Raw genomic sequence first — 17,067 nt, forward strand, 5'->3', positions numbered from 1 at the left:
TTTCCGTTGTTAAAATGGCAAATCGTCATCCGATATATCGATCGGTTTCCCGTCGTCGGAGAAAGGATCGTTCTGATTGCTGCGCGAGAATCCTCCGCCACGGTTGCTGTTGCCTCCGAACGGTGATTCTTCCCGCGTACCGCTGCCACCTGAACCGCCCTCGCGGTTCGATTCCAAGAAACGGACATTATCGGCAATAACTTCGGTTACGTATACACGTTTACCTTCGTTATTTTCGTAGTTCCGTACTTGAATACGTCCTTCAACAGCCGTTAACCGCCCTTTACGCAAATAATTCGCGCAAGTCTCGGCAAGCTGTCTCCAGGTAACAACCGGGATGAAGTCCGCCTCACGTTCGCCCCCTTGCGAGGTGAACGGTCTGTCCACAGCAAGAGTAAACTGAGTTACCGCTACGCCAGCTGGCGTATATCGCAGCTCCGGATCCCGGGTAAGACGTCCGATGAGAATGACACGGTTCAACAATCAAATCCCCTCCTTCGGGCAATGGTTACTCAAACTTGAATTAGGCTACGTCTTTCGTGATGAGATAACGGATAACCTCGTCGGAAATCTTCAAGATCCGTTCCAGCTCAGCAACAACTTCTGGAGCAGCGGTGAAATTCACGAGAACGTAAATTCCATCACGAACCTTGTTAATCTCATACGCAAGCCGGCGTTTGCCCAAAACTTCATGTTTGGTAATTTCACCGCCGTTTTGGATGATGCCTTGGAATTTTTCGACTGTAGCTTGAACAGCTTCTTGTTCAACGTCAGGACGAATAATGTACATCACTTCGTATTTGCGCATTCTGATTCACCTCCTCTTGGACTATGGCCCCCAATACGTATTTTCGTTTAGGAGCAAGGAGCGAGAGTAAACTCGCACCGTAATAGTATATCAAATCCAATGTCGGCACGCAAGGATCAGATCAAGTTCCCACAACTTGCCTTTGCTATTGATCACCATGTGCCCATACGATACTCATGTCGATCGCTCCCATGCGCTTTACCATGCAAACCGCATCCTCCCTCAAATTACGCTGCCTGTAAATAATTATCGGTCCATAAAGATACATGAAAAAAAACGCATGACAAACAATATCCATGTAGTCTAATGCATTGCAAAGGAGGAACGCAGTATGGGTGAACAAACTGAATTCGAGGAAGGCATGCGTGCTCCGAACCCGGGGGTTTACGTTGAGGTTGGCGAGGCGCGCAGCTTTCATACGCAGATTAAAGATCCAAAACGGATCACATTGAACAGGGGCGATAAATTCCCTGAAACGACAAACAAGAATCGCAAGTGGAAGAAAGAAGAAAAGGCTCGGGTTCACTAATTTATTTTTTTCGTAATTGATGTGTATAAATCGAGGGAATCTGCACATAATACAATCGACGGCGACAAGAGAGGTGTGGTTCCGTTGGTCCAGATCGCTTTTCATGAGCTGTTAGGAGTCTAACTCAAGATTGGAGTAAGGAGAAACACCGCAAAGTTTTCGCTTTACGGCAAGGCTGCCTTCAGGGGCAGTAAATCCTATTCCTTGATGTGAGCATAGAATCTCCACAGTAACGCCGTCAGCAGGACCCTTCGGGGTCCTGTTTTCATTTGTTTTAGAACCCTAATTCTTCGCTTGGTTGCAGGGAATAAATATGTTGGCGGCCTTCCTCTAACAGTAATCTGCATACTTCGTCCGTTTTCACTTTGGAAGTATGTACAAGTAATGTCTTTAAAGCGGGAACCTCTGCAAGCATCCTTCTTACATCCCCCAGCCCTTGATGTACCTTGTAACGGATATGATGAACGCGGCAATCCGGTTTATTTATACCCCCCACCAGTATATTGTGAGCAAACGTATCACGCGCAGCATGTCCTGTAATCACGACCGCATGCTTGGGATCCCTGGCTACTTGATCGAAGTACCAGCGGGCTCTTGGGGATTCCATCATACCGTCATTGGTGAAAATGACACATGGCCCCTTCTGACCTAAGGCTTGAAGACGTTCCTCATTATTCTTCGGTAAAATGATTCTATGTCGGCTGTTATCCAGCGCCTGTCGAATTCGTTCGCTCATTCCAACCTTAAGCCATTCCGGCTGTTCCAGCAGCCGCTGCAGACCAGCCCATATTTTCTCTTCAACAATGATGTTATAGGATTCGAACTGCTCGCAGGCCCAAATCAGCATATCCTGGCCTCTTCCGTAAGACGGCACAGGTAACAGCAGATGCCCGCCTAGTTCCAGTGTCCTTTGAGCAACCTTGGTTAGATGAAACAGTTTGTCTTCTTGAGATTCTTGATCATTGCCATAGGCATTATCTACAATGGCTAAATCGGCAGGATCCTCCGGCCCCAAGTTAGCTCCCCTCTCGTTTTCCTTAGGTGAGTCAACAGCCAGCAGCAACGACTCCGAGCTATAGTCACCCGAGAAATAGACTTGGTGATCCTCCACCTCGAGCCGCAGCCAAATGGAACCAGCCAAATGGCCGCTCCTCCCCCACTTCACCCGGACAGAGGCTGGATGCATGCCCAAATCTGCCCATTGCATGGCGGGAGCCAGATCCTCAAGATAGCGGAAATGCAGTGCTTCAATATGCTCTTCCGTGTATGGGAGCTTGGCGCCTCTGCCATTCACATAACTGCGCCAGTTGGCGAAATAGCTGCTTATTTGATCAACGGTTGGCCTGGTCGTCCAGATCGGACCTTTATAGCCGTGCTTATATAGTAACGGAAGTGCCATCGAATGATCCTCATGAGCGTGCGACAGAAAAACCGCCGTTAGTTGAGGAATGACCTCAGGATCGAGCAGCGGATACTGGCCTTCGTCTTCTTTTTTTACGCCGCAGTCCAATAATATCCGATGATGGTCGCCGACAAGTAAATAACAGGAGCGGCCATGTTCTCCGGCCCCTCCCCATATATGAAGTTTCATCATTTTGCATTCCACTTTCTTCTGGAGCCCAAGCTCTCGATAATTAATAACATCAAGGTGGTAAAACCAACCGAAACGACGGCCATCGCCATCCCTAACGAAACCTGCCCCTGCTCAAATTGAGCAAAAATGTAGGTGGCCGCGGTCTGAACTGAAGGTGGAAGGATTAAGAGTGAGCCCACCAGTTCCCGCGAAGCAATCGTAAAGGTCATCATCCAACCGGAAATCATCCCCGGTACAATCAAAGGCAGCATGATTCTTCTAAAAATATAAAGGGCGCGTCCACCAAATACCTGCCCAGCCTGAAATAAGGAACTGTCTATCTGGCCTGCAGCGCTTTTTACGTATTGAACGGTATAAGGAACAAATAAAATAACATACGTTAAAATAACCATGCCATAGGTGTTATAGAGGTGAATTGGCATCCAAGGTGAGTTCCATAACAGGATGAGGCCAACCACCATCACGATGCCAGGCACGGTATTCGGCAGCAGACTTAACAAGTCAACCGACCGCTGTCCAATAGTACGTGAGCGTTGAATCACCAGTGCGAACCAGGTGCCCAGCACCACAGCAACCGTAGAAGCGACGAAAGACAACCAGATGCTGGACATCAGTGCCTTCATACTCGGTGTTCCCCAGGTGAGCAGCTGTTTATAGTAATCGAACGTCCAGTTGTTCCAAGCCAGGCCCACACCGCGAAGTTTCATCATTGAGGCCGCCAGGATCGAGAAATAAGGAACCCCGATTGAGAAAACAAGCAGAAGCCCCACGAAAATAGCGCTAATCCAAACCGGCCAACCTCTCTCCCTCAGTGCGCCGTGGCGGCTGCCCTTCCCACCTACCATGCTGTAAGTAAAGCGGCGGCTCAATATGGATTGGACGTACCACATCAGCAGACAGGCCGTCAGCAGCAACGATGCCAGGGTTGTAGCTTTGCCGAAATCAATCGGCCAGCTGGAGATATATTGATGGATTTCCGAGGTCATGACCTCATATCCGATTCTTTTGCCAAAAGTAGCTGGTGTGCCGAACTCCGCGATAGTTTTAACAAAGATCAGCATGGCGCCCATGCCGTATGCGGACAGAAGTAACGGGGCCACAATCCGACGGAATCGGTACAAAAACGGGGCTCCCATCACAGCCCCCGCTTCTTCCATACTGCCTCCAATTCGCTCAAGCGCGCCGCGCAGCAGCAAATATAGAAAAGGATAAAGATGCAGGCTCATAATCAGTACCATGCCGCCAAAGGTGAAGAAGTAAGGCGTAATTCGGGATAGAGACGGGATCAGCTGCTCCAGGTATCCGTTCTTCTGCATAAATAGAATCCAACCCATGGATCCGATGTAAGGCGGCGTCATAAAAGGAATGAGCAGTACAATGTCCAACCACTTCCAGCGGCCGATCCTTGTAGCAGTCATTATCCAAGCCAGGGGCAAAGCCAATACCGTAGTACCAGCTATGACACAGATCCCAAGCCAAATGGAGCTAAACATTACACCGGCCAGTCCCGATTTCGCCAGCGTACGGAAAGGAGCTGACCACTGCAGCTCCCCGTTTCGATACACCGTTTGAATGAAGATTTCAATCAGTGGAACAACAATCATGACGGTAAGAACCAACAGGGCCAATCCGATAAACCAGACCCTGGCGGATTTGAGTGACAAGTACTTCATCATTTTATTTGAACAGCTGTGTAAATTTTTCAGTGATGTCTGCGCCGTTCTCGTTCATCCAATTCCAGTCCACTTGATACTGTCCAATTTCATCCAGATTGGCCCGGTTTTCCGCTTTGATATCCGTACGTCCCGGCAGAAGGGCTGCATCGGAAACCATTTTTTGAGCTTCATCAGACAACAGGTAATCAATAAATGCTTTGGCATTGGCTTCGTGCTGAGTTGATTTCAGAATGAGTGCAGGACGCGGGCTGACAACGGTCCCTTCCTTCGGATACACGATGTCAACCGGCTCGCCTTTTGCTTTCGCCTTATAGGTCATGTAGTCAACCGCAGCAGCTACGATGCCTTTAGCCCCCGTAATAACCGGATCCAATGCTTCCTGGTTAGCTCCGGCCATAGCGACGCCATTCTTCTTGTAGTCCTCGAACAAGGACCACCCGCTGTCTCCTTTAACACTTAGGTAACCGGTCATAAAGTCGAGCGCAGAACCGGACAACGACGGATCAGGGATGTTTACTTGGTCTTTGAATTCAGGTTTGGCTAGATCTTCCCATGATGTTGGCGGGGTCTTCACCAGATTGGTGTTATAAGCGATGCCCAGCGCTGATGCACTTGTGCTAAAGTAATTGCCTTCAGCGTCGGACCAATCCGGATTCAGCTTATCAGCATTTACGGCTTCCGGATAAGGGAGCGTTAATCCTTCCTGCTTCAAGCCTTGTGCAGATGGAAGAGAAGCCAAGATCACAACATCCGCCACCGGGTTAGACTTCTCAGCCTCCAGCCGGGCTAAAATTTTACCGGTCGTGCCTTGGAATACCTCAACCTTTACACCGGTTTTCGATTGATAACCTTCAATCAGTTTTGTTGCCAAACCTTCCGGCCCTGCTGTGTACACCGTCAGTTTCTTATCTGCTGAATCGGAAGTACTGTTGCTTTCATTAGAGGCCGGTGCAGAAGCAACCGTTGATGCGGTATTGGTCGAAGCAGAATTGCCATTGTTCGAACTAGCTGCTCCCCCTGAAGTTGTGTTACTGCCGCAGCCCGTCAATGCTAAGCCGAAAGTGAGCATTAGAGCAAGCGCGCTGCCTGTCCCCCATTTCCCCTTTTTCTTGTTAGGAATGTGATTCGCCATGTTTCTTTTCCCCCTTGATTTATACTGTTATCCCTTATTTCCCAGCGATAGCTGGGCTTTTGCCGTAGCCTATCCCTACGACTTTTGCGGCGCTATTCAAACTGCCGACTTTGATATTCCCACTACCTTGGTTAGCCTGATCAATCTCCAAAAAACTTGTAACCCGGCCCTTTGGCAGGTATACATTTAAACGGCTTCCTACCGGAATTCGGCTGTGATGATAAGCCGTCCAAACCTCCTGTCCCTCAGCTTGAATGTGCATCTCATACCGATCCCCCATGTAACTAACCTGCAGGACCTCCACCTCATAAGGCTGGCGGCTCCCTTCTCGATCCTGCTCCCAAAAGAGGTGCTCCGGTCTAAACATTGCAGTTGCAGCAGACTTAGTTCTGGATGCCAGCTCCAAATGCGAGCCTGGTTGGCTAGAATGCCTTAACCAGTTGGATTTACCGATAAATCGGGCTACAAACGGATCTGCTGGCTTTCCGTACACCTCCTCTGGTGAACCGGTCTGCAAAATGCGTCCTGCATTCATCACCACAACCTCGTCGGACATCGACATCGCTTCAACCTGATCGTGTGTGACATAAAGGGCTGTCAGGCCTAAGTCTCTAACGAGCGCCATCATTTCAACACGCATCTCTTCACGAAGTACGGCATCCAGCGCGCTCAGCGGTTCGTCGAACAAGACAAGACGGGGACGCACGGCCACCGCCCGGGCAAAAGCGACCCGTTGCTGCTGTCCGCCAGACAACTGATGTGGGTACCGCTGTTCCATGCCGCCCAACTTAACCTTCTCCAATGCTTCCAATACCGTTTCGCGAAGTCCATTCGTCTGCCGACTTGTCCGCAAACCAAAGGCTACATTTTCAAACACCGTCATGTGCGGCCATAAGGCAAAATCCTGAAAAACCATACCAAATCCGCGTTTATGCGGCGGTGTCACCTTGCTTCCCGGTCCGTCATACAAAACTTCATCACCAAAAGAGATCAAGCCCTGATCCGGGGTTTCTAATCCAGCGATCATTCGTAGCAGCGTTGTTTTCCCACAACCCGAAGGACCAAGCAAAGTAGTAAACCGGCCTTGCCTAACCTTCAAATCAGTGGGGTATAAAGCAGTTGTAGAGCCAAAACGCTTTTCCAACCCTTTAATATATAAATCCATTAGGTTCCCTTCCTTGCCCAGTTAACTGGTAAACGGGGCCATGCCGCTTACATTCCTTAGTTTACCTACCGATTTCAATACCTGTGTTATAGCAATGTAAATGCAAAATTAATTTTTTCAATGATTTGTTTTAACATTCATAGATTAAATATATAGACATGGGCCCGTACAATAAGGAAGGAATTGAGAGGTTAAATGGAGATCATGAATCTAAATCTGCTCAAGCTGCGAATCGTCGAACTGCTTGAGAAATACAACAAGATTACAACCGTGGCTGAGATCTTAGACCTTAAACAACCAACGGTTACTTTTCACATGAAAAATATGGAGAGGGATTTCGGTGTAAAGCTGTTTGATACCCGTATGGGGAAAATCATTTTGACAGACGCGGGTTATGCCTTGCACCATTACGCTATTAAAATCGGGGCCTTGGCTTCCGAAGCGCAGCGAGCTGTTATCGAGTTTGATGCCCTAAGAAAGGGCCATCTCCAGATCGGGGCCAGCTACGTGCCGGCCACTTATCTTCTGCCCGTAATGATTCATCGTTTCTCCAATGAATATCCTGGTATACACATCTCCTTGTCCGTCAAACCAGCGCCGGTGATCCGGGAAATGCTTGAGAAACACCAAATTGACTTAGGTATTATTTCAACGGAACCCTTTATATCGGCGGAACTGCAAACGGAAGCCATCTGCGAAGACGACTTGGTGCTGATCTTATCGCCAGATCATGTTCTGGCCGCACAGCCTGAACCCACTGCGGATCAAATTGCTTCTTCCCCCTTTATTTTGCACGGTATGGAGTCCAGCACCCGCCGCTTTGCGGAAAAATGGCTTGAAAGCAACCGCCTGCGTCTTCCCTTCTCACTGGAGCTTGATTCTCTGGAAGCCATTAAACAAGCGGTGATGCTTGGCAAGTATGTTTCTTTCGTTTCTCGAATGTCAGTTGAGGATGAGGTACAACGCGGACTACTGCAAATGAGAAAGATACCCGACAATGAGGCCAAACGTTACGTCTATATGGTTACTAACCGAAATCGCCATCCTTCTGCACTGTTGCGCAAGTTTACCGCCCATCTGTCTCAATGCCTAAATCCTGAGCAGCAATAAATCTTGGATGCCCTAAAGAAAATGTTTCTTTTTTTTACCAGAACATAAAACAGCTCTGACATCCTCCTTATACAACCTCTTTAAAGTGAAGTCTGTAGGCATTCCCCACTTTAAAAAGGAGTGAAAATCATGAATATCAAAGCTAAGATTGTCAAATCAATGACCGCTACCGCATTAACTGCGGCTGTTCTGCTGACAGGCTGGCAAACCGCAACGGATGTCCAGGCAGCTTCCAACGCTGTCCCTTCTTACGAAGTAAAATTCCTGCTGGATGCCGGGAAAGTGCTAAACGCCGACGGCTCTCTGCAAAGCTCCGTAACCAGCGAATTTCACATCACAAGTCCTGCTGATCAACAGCTCGTGGGAGTATTTTGACACCCATGCGCAGGATTTGAACGGCTCAGGCTGGAATGTCAGATTCCGCAAGAAGGAAGACAAGAAGAAATACGAACTGACCTATAAGAAAAGATTCACCGTAACAAACGGGGACATCAATGCCGCACTTACCGCAGCGAATCAAGCCGGCTTTGATTCCTCTGATGATAACTATGAGGCTGAAGTAGACTGGGGCTACAGCAAGCAGACGCTGAGCTTCTCAAATGATAAAGAAGAATCTGCATCCAAGGGACTTACTATCCCGTCAGAGAGCAAAGTATTGGACATGCTGGTAGACAACATTCCGGGTAAGCTTAAAAATACTAATGGGTCCGGCTGGGGGAAAGACATGCTAAAAAGCTCCCGTGCCCATGGTCCAGTAATCGTCAGTAAATATGAAGGTGAGTTTAACGGTCTTGAAACGGATATCGAAGTCATGCCAATTCGAACCGAAGACGGTACAGGTATGGAGAATTTGATCGAGATCTCTTTTAAGACGGACAGCTACGACGAAGCTGCATTAAATCGAACCAAGCTGATGAACACGCTGGAAGCGCAAGGTTGGCTCGTTCATGCCGATTCCCTTAAAACCAACCTGATTCTGAACCGGTACTAAGCACTTATGTCACAAAGTCCTATGGGACAATCCATTCTTAGCAAAGCAAAAAGGCCCTCTACGTTCATCACGTAGAAGGCCTTATCATTATCTGTTGAGTTATTAAATGGCGGAGAGGGTGGGATTCGAACCCACGCACGCCTTGCGACGCCTAGTTGATTTCGAGTCAACCCCCTTGGGCCTCTTGGGTACCTCTCCACAGCAAGAATGATTGTACCATGAATTCATCCGAAATGCAATAGAGAGGATCCTTCATCTCATAAATTACTTATTCCCCAGAAGGTAATTGCTCATCCGACGCCATATTATCGGGTGTTGGAGCAGCGGACCGAAGCACCTTACGCATATTTTTCTCGAACTTGGCCCGAGGCACCAACACGCTGTGTTTGCAGCCAACGCATTTAATGCGGATATCCATGCCCATCCGAATAATCTCCATTTCATTGCTCCCGCAAGGATGGTTTTTCTTCATCTGTACGATATCGCCTAATTGAAAGGATTTCCGCTCCATCACACATTCCCCCGATCTATTCTTAAATTTTTAATTAAATCCCAATAAATTGAAGCGAACCTTAGATCTATGCACGCCCTCGCTGGTTCTCCATTTCTTCTTGCTCCAGGGCTTCTTTGGCATACGCCTGAATCTGGCGCTCCACTTCCGATCGAATGGCTGGCGCACACTCCACCGCAATTCGAATAACATATTCGCTCGAAGTTAACGACTGAATGCCCAGTACATTCGGAACTTGAGGGATCTCCTCCTGCTCTTCTTTCAGGCGCTGCATGGCCCTTTTCAGCAGCTCTACGCTGTCCTCCAGCTTCCTGGAGTTGCTAAACGGCAAGTCAACCACCGCTAATGCGGTCCCCACGGAATAGTTCGTTACGTTCGTTATCATTCCGTTCGGGATGATGTGAACCTCCCCCGTCCAGCTTACCAGCCGTGTGGAGCGCAGTCCAATCATCTCCACCGTTCCCTTCAGACTTCCGGTTTGAATGACATCGCCGACAGCAAACTGATCCTCCAGAATGATAAAAAAGCCGGTAATTACATCCTTCACCATGCTTTGAGCACCAAAACCAATCGCCAAGCCAAGAACTCCGGCACCCGCCAGCAGCGGTGCCAGATCGAACCCAATCTCCCCCAACACTAACATAACCATAATAAAATTGCTGGTGATGGTGGTGACATTCTTGAGCAGTTCGCCAACGGTAACTAACCGTCGCGGGTTCATATGTAACCGGCTTTTCTCCCTCTTCTGCAACGATCGATCGATTATTCGAAATAAAATTCGAACAAACAATCGGGTAAGGACGAAAATTAAAATGATTTTAATCCCTGAAAAAAGCACATCCGTCCACATATCCATATCTGTAAACCAATCCCATAATTTATCCTTCCAAGTGGTCACCGTTTCGGCCGCATCCTGGATCACTTCCGATTCATTCGCCAGCAGCATATCTATCAATCCTTTGTGAGTTTCATCAATATATGAGTCAAAAACCGCAATGCTCTAAAGCTTGATGCTATGATAGCTCATCCCGTCGTGGGAGTAAATCCCTCGAATCTCTACGGATTCCGAAGTGATGATTTGTTTCACCACGTCTAACGACATTTGCGGAAAACGAATCGATAACGCACATCCTGCCGTGATTTCTTTGGGGGTAGGAAACAAATCGATCTCTACCTCAGCGTACTCCAGCAGCATCTCTGCACGCAGTGCCTGCTGGGTTGAATCAAACGCCATCACCAACCATTCCTCTTCCACTCAGATTCCTCTCCTTTTTGCTCATTAAGACTTTGGTACGAGTATATAATACGCATTTCTTCCATATACTATCTACTAAATCTTTAAAGTGCGGATACGCACTTGATCTTCAGCGGAAAGGAAGATTCCATGTCACAGATTCAACCGACCATTCCAGGACAAGAAATTCCTTATTTAAAAATCCCTCATACCGAACCCGGCATTCATTCGGCCATCATTCACCGGTTGCTTCTGCATTTTGGACAGGTTACCCCAGGACAAGACATCGTTGTCGTCTGTATCGGGACCGATCGTTCCACCGGAGATTGCTTAGGCCCTCTGGTTGGCAGCGCGTTGGCGAAGTATCGCTGCCCGTATTTTCACCTCTACGGTACACTCGATGAGCCTGTACATGCTATGAATCTAAAAGAAACGTTAGATGAAATCCACGCACGATTCCCTGACCCTTATATCATCAGCATAGACGCTTGCCTCGGTCAAACATCCAGCGTTGGATCGATTCAAGTAGTGCAAGGCCCCCTCCGTCCTGGCGCAGGGGTAAATAAAGAATTACCGCCGGTCGGCGATATCCATCTTACGGGCATCGTCAATGTCGGCGGCTTCATGGAATACTTTGTTTTGCAGAACACACGTCTCAGTCTAGTTATGCGTCTTTCAGAAATTATATCAAAATGCTTGTATACCGCGATCAAAGAGTGGACTCAGGGTTCTATTTCTTTAGCCCGGCAAGAGCTATAGCTTCCCGTTCTTCCGGAGAGAGCGCATGCGGTGACTCCCCTTTTTCCAAGCCCTTAGCATATACAAATGAACCATCGCGGTTGTACAGGCCCGTTAGGACTACGCCATCTTGCTGATCATTAATGATCGCAATGGAGAAGCTCAAGTCGTTCCCCTTTTCACCGAAAGCATTGTAGCGTTTGATTCCGATTTTTGATTTTTGCATAGGCATCCACTTTTGAATTTGTGTGAGTTGCTGCTTCTGTTCTTCCTGGACATCTTCGATTTTGTCCTGCTGCATTTTTAAATCGATGAGCAAGGTCTCCAGGTCTTGTACGCCGGCACCTTTCATCATCAGTTCGTATCTTCGTTTCATCTTACGAAGCTTACTTCCCTGAATCAAATTCCAGATCAACATCCAAAGGATCAGGAGAACGAAACCTCCAACGATCCAGACTAGTTGCTCAAAGATGAGATCATTCCATTCCCGCATGCGACTTTCTACTCCTCTGTGCTTGAGATCAGTTCATCAACTTATGAATTGCATCCACTAACTTCTGAAGATCTGCCTCGGTCGTCAGATAACCTACACTGGCGCGAACGGCTCCGCCTTCCAGTGTGCCGGCCGTTTGATGGCCTAACGGCGTGCAGTGATATCCTGCACGAACTGCGATGCCATATTCCCGATCCAGCACAAAGGCGACCTCCGAGGCATCTCGTCCTTCGATTGTAAACGATACGATACCCGTTCGAGGCTGACCGATCTCTGGACCGATCAGACGAACACCAGGAACCTCATACAGTTCCTTCATTAAAAATTGGGTTAACTCCCACTCGTGACGATGAATCTGCTCCACACCACGTTCCAGCACGGTTTCCACGCCAGCACCTAACCCGGCAATCCCGGGCGTATTCACCGTGCCAGCTTCATACCGGTCAGGACGTACCGACGGCTGTTCAAGTTCTTCGGATTGACTGCCTGTTCCCCCATGCATTAGCGGTTCTAGATCAAGATCCGAGCGGATGTATAATCCCCCAGTCCCCTGTGGACCAAGCAACCCTTTATGCCCTGGAAAGGCAAGCAAGTCAATCCCCATTTCCTGAACATTCACCGGATAGCACCCTGCCGTTTGCGCAGCATCCACCAATAAAATCGCTCCGTGTGCATGAGCTATCTGGCTTAAAGCTTGAACCGGTAAAATACATCCCAACAAGTTCGAACTATGAGAGCATACAAGTAAACGTGTGTGAGGGCGAAAAAGTTTCTCCACCTGCTCCAAATCTAATCGACCGTAAGCATCCACCTCAGCATAATCTACTTCGATGCCTGCAGTCCGCTTCAAAAACTCAAGAGGACGTCTTACCGAATTATGTTCAACGGTGGTCGCCACCACATGATCCCCTGGTTTTAGCCATCCTTTAATGGCTAAGTTCAAAGCCGAAGTTGTGCTGGAGGTTAACACAATATCATTGGGATTGGAGACTCCAAATAGCTGGGCCAGCTTGACACGCGTTTTGTACAACACCCTTCCTGCTTGGAGCGCCATCCCATGATTCCCTCGTCCTGCATTAGCAGCTGGTCCGTTTAGTATTTCCAACATCACTTCTCCTACCCTAGGAGGTTTTGGCCAAGATGTCGCCGCATGATCCAAATAGATAATGGATTTTCCCTCACGCAAACACATTCCCTCCTTTGGATATTGGTGTAAGTTTGGATTAGAGTTTCAACCTCACCATTCATTCCAGTTCAATCGAATGCCAGACCAAGAAATGACATACCCTCCTTCTGCAGCCCCCACTTTAGGAGCTATCCAAAAGTTGGATATGTCATTTCATTTATCCCGAAGTTAACATATCGAGCAGCCGTTGCAGATCCTGTTGGCTGTAATAGTTAATTTCGATTTTCCCTTTATCTTTATTCGCTTTAATTTTGACTGTCGTCTTGTACCGTTCACGCAGACTCTCTTCCACTTCTTCGATATAAGGGTCCCGTTTCTTTCCAGCCGGTTTTGGTTTTTCCTGCTTTTTGCGATCCAGTTGTTGCACCGCATTCTCCAGATCACGAACGCTCCATTCATGATCGATACATTGCTGAGCCAACTGCTTAATTATGTCTGGATCCTTCAACCCAACCAAAGCTCGGGCATGTCCCATCGATAATGTTCCACGTGAAACATATTCCTTCACTTCGTCCGGCAAGGAAAGCAATCGCAAAAAGTTCGCGATATGAGAACGAGACTTTCCTACCTTCAACGAAAGCTCTTCCTGTGTGAGCTGGAATTGATCCATCAGCCCTTGGTACGCTACCGCCACTTCCATCGCGTTCAAATTTTCACGCTGCAGGTTCTCGATTAGCGCAATTTCCATAACCTGTTGGTCTGAAAAACTCCGAACAACCGCCGGGATGGTTGTATTACCGCAATATTGTGAAGCACGGAACCGGCGCTCCCCTGCGATAATTTCATAACCTTTAAGTACGCTGCGTACAATAATTGGCTGAATAACCCCATGTTGCCGAATCGATTCGGCCAATTCCCGTATAGCCTCCTCATCAAAGGTCTTGCGTGGTTGATACGGGTTGGCACGTAGTTGGTTAAGTGGGATCTCTATAACCTTATCATCTTCCTGAATAGACAGTGCCGGGATCAGAGCATCCAATCCTTTGCCCAATCGTTTACTCATAAGATACCACTTCCTTTGCCAACTCAAGATATACTTCCGCACCCTTCGAACGAGGGTCATACGTAATAATGGATTGACCATGGGACGGCGCTTCACTTAAACGCACATTACGTGGAATCACAGTTTTATAAACCTTCTGCTGGAAGTACTTCTTAACCTCTTCAATGACTTGAATACCCAGATTTGTCCGGGCATCAAACATCGTTAGTAAGACCCCTTCGATTTGCAGCGAAGTATTTAAATGCTTTTGAACCAATCTCACCGTGTTTAATAGTTGGCTAAGTCCTTCCAAAGCGTAATATTCGCACTGAATAGGAATGAGAACGGAATCAGCGGCGGTCAAGGAGTTAATGGTAAGAATTCCTAGCGAAGGCGGGCAATCAATCAAAATATAATCGTATAAGTTCCGAATCGGTTGTAACGATTTCTTAAGTCTGACTTCGCGCGAAATGGTGGGAACCAATTCGATTTCAGCCCCAGCGAGTTGAATCGTAGCCGGGATGATATGCAAATTTTCAATCTCCGTATGTTCAATTGCATCTTTTGGATGAACCTCGTTAATGAGTACATCATATATGCAATTCGCAACATCCGCTTTATTAATGCCAACACCACTTGTCGTATTCCCTTGGGGGTCAATATCGATCAGCAGTACTTTCTTTCCGATGGCAGCTAATCCCGCTCCCAAATTGACAGAAGTCGTCGTCTTACCGACGCCCCCTTTTTGGTTCGCTATGGCGATGATTTTAGACAATCCAGTTCACCTCAATATAATAGAAGAATCTCTTTGTAGTACTCATGTACGCATTCTAGGCTGCAGCTACAAAAAGACCTATAGCAATGCGTGGTGAATACACCTGCCGGTCGATATCGAGAGATGAGCAGCTATGAACCGATATATCCACCCCATGTACATAAGGATAATCATTATCCACATGTGCATAGATAGTTCAGCAATCGCATGTTCACAACTATTCAAGAAAGACCGAAAAAGAAGCTGACCAGAACCTCGCGGTTAGGGTCAGCGAGCGAGTTTATGAACGTTTCGGGATCTGAATCACAATTTCATAATGATCCTCATGATCCTTCTCTTCCGTTTTAATTTGCAAACCCGAACCTGTAACCATATCAATCGACTGGCGAATCGTATTAAGAGCCAATCGAACATCCTTAGTAAAGGAGATTCGTCTCGAAGGAGACTTTTTGTTTTTAGCTACTTCCTTATAAAAGGCAATGCGGGCTTCTGTCTGCTTTACATTCAGCTCTTTGCTGATGATTTCACCCAACACCTTCAGCTGCAGCTCTTCCGAGTCCAAGGATAACAAAGCACGCGCATGACGCTCTGTAATCTTCCGTTCCATCAGCGCATTCTTTACCTCATCTGGAAGCTGAAGCAGCCTGATCTTATTGGCGATCGTGGATTGGCTCTTCCCAAGACGTTGAGCCAAGCTCTCTTGCGTCAATTGATGCAAATCGATCAAGTTTTGGTAAGCCATCGCCTCCTCAATCGAAGTCAGCCCTTCTCGTTGGAGGTTCTCGATCAAAGCAATAGACGCGGCTTGCGAATCATTGAAATCGCGCAAGATCGCAGGAATGGACTCGAGGCCCAGCTTTTTGACGGCACGCCAACGACGCTCTCCGGCAATGATCTCATACTTATCATTCCGATACCGTACGACAATTGGTTGAATCACGCCATGAGTACGGATCGTTTGGCAGAGTTCATCGATTTTCTCGTCGTCAAAGATCGTCCGCGGCTGATAAGGACTGCCGACAATTTCCCCCACCGGAATTTGTCTCACTTCATCTCCGCTATTTCGTTCGGTTAGCCCAAACAATTTAGAAAATTGTTCTTTCATTCCGTCGATTACCACCTAATTTCAAAGTGACATAAGGCTAAGCCTTACGGATCATCCCCGTTGGATGACATTGCTCTAAACGAAATGCACGTTCGTTAAGGGTTTGTCCACCAAATGAACCGTGGCTTCAAAACGTCCATCCAACCCTCAACCAACCCGATATATCTATTCTACCACTTTTTCCTCTATAATCCTATTCTCTAATTTAGAGAAGTTATAGAAAAGAGATAGGATAAGCGTGCAAACGGACAAAAAGCCCCCTTAGCGATGTTTCACGTGGAACATTTTGCTAAGGGGGATACCTCTATAATCGTTTAAACCAACGGTGTTTTCGCTGGTATTCCTGCTTTTCGCGGATATTTCTTTGGCGTAGGAGACGTTTTTTGGATCAGCACCAAATGACGTTCGGAGTTCTCCAATGGAAGAGAAAATGCCGGCGTGCTGACCCATTTCCCTTTCAGCTCGGATAAACTTCGGGCCGCTTCCTTCACTTCATCCTCTGGATTACTCCCCTTCATCGCCACGAATAAGCCGCCGGGTTTCGCAAATGGTAAACAGAACTCGTTAAGAATCGCCATACGAGCCACCGCTCGGGCGGTAACCAAATCGAAGGCATCACGAAGGTTTTCCTGGCGTCCTAAATCTTCTGCACGTCCATGAAGCAGACGCACCTGGGACAACCCTAATTCATCCACCACATGCTGCAAGAACTGAATCCGTTTGTTTAACGAATCTACGATCGTGAGCTGTAGATGCGGAAAACAAATTTTTAGAGGAATGCCGGGAAACCCGGCGCCAGATCCGATATCCGCCATGGATTCGATCTCCCCCATCGGGACATGAAAAGCCAGGCTAATCGAATCATAAAAATGCTTGATATAGACCTGATCCCGTTCGGTGATCCCGGTGAGGTTCATTTTTTCGTTCCAGGAAACTAGTTCTTCATAATAACGTTCAAATTGCTTGAGCTGCTCCTCCGACACCGCAATGCCATGTTCCTGGAGCAGCGAGCAAAACTGGGCTTGTATCGAATCCAAT

The 17,067-nt window shown here is 47.6% G+C and carries 18 protein-coding genes, 1 tRNA gene and 1 pseudogene; 4 read left to right on the forward strand and 16 right to left on the reverse strand.

The features are described 5' to 3' along the window. Positions 1–9 precede the first annotated feature (9 nt). Both ssb and rpsF read right to left on the reverse strand, forming a co-directional pair. Complete coding sequence (gene ssb / locus C812_RS20530; RefSeq protein ID WP_016314566.1) at positions 10–483, reverse strand: single-stranded DNA-binding protein; 474 nt, start codon at positions 481–483, stop codon at positions 10–12. Between the two features lie 40 nt (positions 484–523). Continuing rightward, entirely contained in the window at positions 524–808 is a 285-nt protein-coding gene (rpsF, locus tag C812_RS20535; RefSeq protein ID WP_009223358.1) for a 30S ribosomal protein S6, read from the reverse strand. Between the two features lie 331 nt (positions 809–1,139). On the opposite strand from rpsF, the gene C812_RS20540 reads away from it, so the two are divergent. After that, complete coding sequence (locus C812_RS20540; RefSeq protein WP_016314567.1) at positions 1,140–1,337, forward strand: YjzC family protein; 198 nt, start codon at positions 1,140–1,142, stop codon at positions 1,335–1,337. Between the two features lie 274 nt (positions 1,338–1,611). On the opposite strand, the gene C812_RS20545 is transcribed toward C812_RS20540, so the two are convergent. From C812_RS20545 to C812_RS20560, 4 genes are read right to left on the reverse strand one after another with little or no spacing between them, the layout of a single operon-like run. Next, positions 1,612–2,928, reverse strand: coding sequence for an MBL fold metallo-hydrolase (locus tag C812_RS20545; protein WP_051135036.1), 1,317 nt, complete (start codon positions 2,926–2,928; stop codon positions 1,612–1,614). Continuing rightward, on the reverse strand, positions 2,928–4,604 hold the full coding sequence (locus C812_RS20550; protein ID WP_036626225.1) for an ABC transporter permease: 1,677 nt from the start codon (positions 4,602–4,604) through the stop codon (positions 2,928–2,930). Before C812_RS20550 ends, C812_RS20545 begins: the two co-directional genes overlap by 1 nt. Positions 4,605–4,608: 4 nt before the next feature. Then, positions 4,609–5,739 carry an ABC transporter substrate-binding protein gene (locus tag C812_RS20555; RefSeq protein WP_016314570.1) on the reverse strand — a complete coding sequence of 377 codons (1,131 nt, stop codon included), beginning with the start codon at positions 5,737–5,739 and terminating at the stop codon, positions 4,609–4,611. A 34-nt stretch (positions 5,740–5,773) separates the two neighbouring features. Next, complete coding sequence (locus tag C812_RS20560) at positions 5,774–6,904, reverse strand: ABC transporter ATP-binding protein (RefSeq protein WP_016314571.1); 1,131 nt, start codon at positions 6,902–6,904, stop codon at positions 5,774–5,776. Positions 6,905–7,108: 204 nt separating this feature from the next. On the opposite strand from C812_RS20560, the gene C812_RS20565 reads away from it, so the two are divergent. Both C812_RS20565 and C812_RS20570 read left to right on the forward strand, forming a co-directional pair. Next, positions 7,109–8,014 carry a LysR substrate-binding domain-containing protein gene (locus tag C812_RS20565; protein ID WP_036626234.1) on the forward strand — a complete coding sequence of 302 codons (906 nt, stop codon included), beginning with the start codon at positions 7,109–7,111 and terminating at the stop codon, positions 8,012–8,014. A 129-nt stretch (positions 8,015–8,143) separates the two neighbouring features. Then, positions 8,144–9,005, forward strand: a pseudogene (locus tag C812_RS20570) (hypothetical protein). Between the two features lie 107 nt (positions 9,006–9,112). Here C812_RS20570 and C812_RS20575 read toward each other — a convergent pair. The 4 genes from C812_RS20575 to C812_RS20590 form a co-directional block, all read right to left on the reverse strand. Continuing rightward, positions 9,113–9,203: transfer RNA gene (locus C812_RS20575), tRNA-Ser, on the reverse strand. 70 nt (positions 9,204–9,273) lie between these two features. After that, positions 9,274–9,516 (reverse strand): DUF951 domain-containing protein, encoded by a 243-nt coding sequence (locus C812_RS20580; RefSeq protein WP_016314575.1) that lies wholly within the window; start codon positions 9,514–9,516, stop codon positions 9,274–9,276. Between the two features lie 67 nt (positions 9,517–9,583). Then, a complete protein-coding gene (locus C812_RS20585) occupies positions 9,584–10,462 on the reverse strand; it encodes a mechanosensitive ion channel family protein (protein ID WP_016314576.1) in 879 nt (292 codons plus the stop codon). A 54-nt stretch (positions 10,463–10,516) separates the two neighbouring features. Beyond that, positions 10,517–10,750 (reverse strand): putative Se/S carrier protein, encoded by a 234-nt coding sequence (locus C812_RS20590; RefSeq protein WP_036626237.1) that lies wholly within the window; start codon positions 10,748–10,750, stop codon positions 10,517–10,519. 150 nt (positions 10,751–10,900) lie between these two features. On the opposite strand from C812_RS20590, the gene yyaC reads away from it, so the two are divergent. Continuing rightward, positions 10,901–11,509 (forward strand): spore protease YyaC, encoded by a 609-nt coding sequence (yyaC, locus tag C812_RS20595; RefSeq protein WP_016314578.1) that lies wholly within the window; start codon positions 10,901–10,903, stop codon positions 11,507–11,509. Here the strand turns inward: yyaC and C812_RS20600 are convergent. From C812_RS20600 to rsmG, 6 genes are all read right to left on the reverse strand, one after another. Further along, complete coding sequence (locus C812_RS20600; protein WP_016314579.1) at positions 11,481–11,981, reverse strand: DUF4446 family protein; 501 nt, start codon at positions 11,979–11,981, stop codon at positions 11,481–11,483. The genes yyaC and C812_RS20600 overlap by 29 nt on opposite strands. Positions 11,982–12,009: 28 nt before the next feature. After that, the gene (locus tag C812_RS20605) at positions 12,010–13,173 is read right to left on the reverse strand and encodes an aminotransferase class V-fold PLP-dependent enzyme (RefSeq protein ID WP_028539971.1); all 1,164 of its coding nucleotides are present in this window, start codon (positions 13,171–13,173) and stop codon (positions 12,010–12,012) included. Positions 13,174–13,324: 151 nt separating this feature from the next. Further along, complete coding sequence (locus C812_RS20610; RefSeq protein WP_016314581.1) at positions 13,325–14,170, reverse strand: ParB/RepB/Spo0J family partition protein; 846 nt, start codon at positions 14,168–14,170, stop codon at positions 13,325–13,327. Next, the gene (locus C812_RS20615) at positions 14,163–14,924 is read right to left on the reverse strand and encodes a ParA family protein (RefSeq protein ID WP_016314582.1); all 762 of its coding nucleotides are present in this window, start codon (positions 14,922–14,924) and stop codon (positions 14,163–14,165) included. The genes C812_RS20610 and C812_RS20615 overlap by 8 nt, the downstream gene beginning before the upstream one ends. Before the next feature lie 280 nt (positions 14,925–15,204). Continuing rightward, a complete protein-coding gene (noc, locus tag C812_RS20620) occupies positions 15,205–16,029 on the reverse strand; it encodes a nucleoid occlusion protein (RefSeq protein WP_016314583.1) in 825 nt (274 codons plus the stop codon). A 314-nt stretch (positions 16,030–16,343) separates the two neighbouring features. Next, a complete protein-coding gene (gene rsmG / locus C812_RS20625) occupies positions 16,344–17,066 on the reverse strand; it encodes a 16S rRNA (guanine(527)-N(7))-methyltransferase RsmG (protein ID WP_016314584.1) in 723 nt (240 codons plus the stop codon). Between the last annotated feature and the right edge of the window lies 1 nt (position 17,067).

Source organism: Paenibacillus barengoltzii G22 (assembly GCF_000403375.2).
In the GTDB taxonomy this organism is placed as follows: Bacteria; Bacillota; Bacilli; order Paenibacillales; family Paenibacillaceae; genus Fontibacillus; species Fontibacillus barengoltzii.